At 39.0% G+C, this 1,154-nt stretch carries 1 protein-coding gene; it reads right to left on the bottom strand.

Features of this window, described 5'->3' with window-relative positions:
* Positions 1-590: 590 nt before the first annotated feature.
* On the bottom strand, positions 591-1,037 hold the full coding sequence (locus tag AWU77_RS02055; protein ID WP_062058524.1) for a hypothetical protein: 447 nt from the start codon (positions 1,035-1,037) through the stop codon (positions 591-593).
* Between the last annotated feature and the right edge of the window lie 117 nt (positions 1,038-1,154).

Raw genomic sequence — 1,154 nt, 5'->3', positions numbered from 1 at the left:
TTTACGAAGTAAAACCACAAAAAAGCTACTTAAATTCTGTCCAGTGGAGCGAAGCGGAACGATGTTTGACCGCCTTGTTATACGCTTTTACCATTTGTGCTGCCTTGCAGCAGCCTTAAATGATGTATAGACGTACCATGAATACAATATTGAAAATATTAGCCCGCCAATAAAAGCAATACCAAAGTCAAATTCGGATAAAATTCCTAACGGAATTCCAAATACACCGGTAATTAATAGCAATAAAAATCGATAACTAGTGAATGAAATTGCACAAGGTATTTCTAATAGCTTTAAGTCTATTAGATAAGCTACAAAAAAAGTTGTAACTGCTAAGCATATGAAAAGCGAACTCACCAAAATGGAGCCATTCAGAAATAACGTTCTGATACAAAGTATTACGGAAAATAGCGCAGTCGCTACAAATAATAGCGATAAGGTTCCGTAAATTGATACTTTCGTTTCTGGGTTCATATTTTGTATAACGTTGCGTTCACCTGCGGATTGTAAGTAGCGCGTTGCAATATACTTCGCGCAGCGATATTGCATAAGCGCTACTTACAATGCGTCAGGTGCAATGCCTTGTTAAATTATTCGGGGTACGTGAACTTACCGCTTGGTTTAACTTCTAGTAAAAGATAGAGCATACCAAGAGCTAATGATATAGCGCCAGCTGACGTAATTGGGCTTAGAAACATTCTTACCGTGAAGGATGCACCACCGCCAGGTATTGAAGCGGTTACTATTTGGGTTAATGGTGCAAGCAACACAGCTATGCTGCCAAATAAAATTAGCTTTTTCCCAGCAAGAGGAGCTGGAAGCCTACTTTCGATTTTTGAGAACTTCACTAGTGCAAGAGCGATTAGATAAGCTAATGCATAGGTTAAAAAAAGAGAAATTGCTACAGCTAGCGATTTATGCAAGCCGCCAAGTAAACCGGTATGAATAGAACCAAGCCCGGTTAATTTTAGAAAAAGGGAAGGTATTTTAATAAAAATAACGAAAACAGTGGTCATTCCAAATATAAAAGTATTCATGGGTAATTTTCCTTTTTTAATTTAACGCCAAGGTAAACGGCGCACGGTACGTGCGTCCAGTGGAGCGAAGCGGAACGATGTTTGACCGCCTTGTTATGACAGCTAACAGAGTGAAGA

It is taken from the genome of Cellvibrio sp. OA-2007 (assembly GCF_000953825.1).
Lineage (GTDB): Bacteria > Pseudomonadota > Gammaproteobacteria > Pseudomonadales > Cellvibrionaceae > Cellvibrio.
Note: the sequence above shows the minus strand (reverse complement) of the source record. Positions and strands in the feature narration are given on the sequence as shown.

Excerpts from the sequence above, each read along its gene's own strand:
- AWU77_RS02055 (WP_062058524.1), bottom strand. The coding sequence starts at position 1,037 with ATGAATACTTTTATATTTGGAATGACCACTGTTTTCGTTATTTTTATT.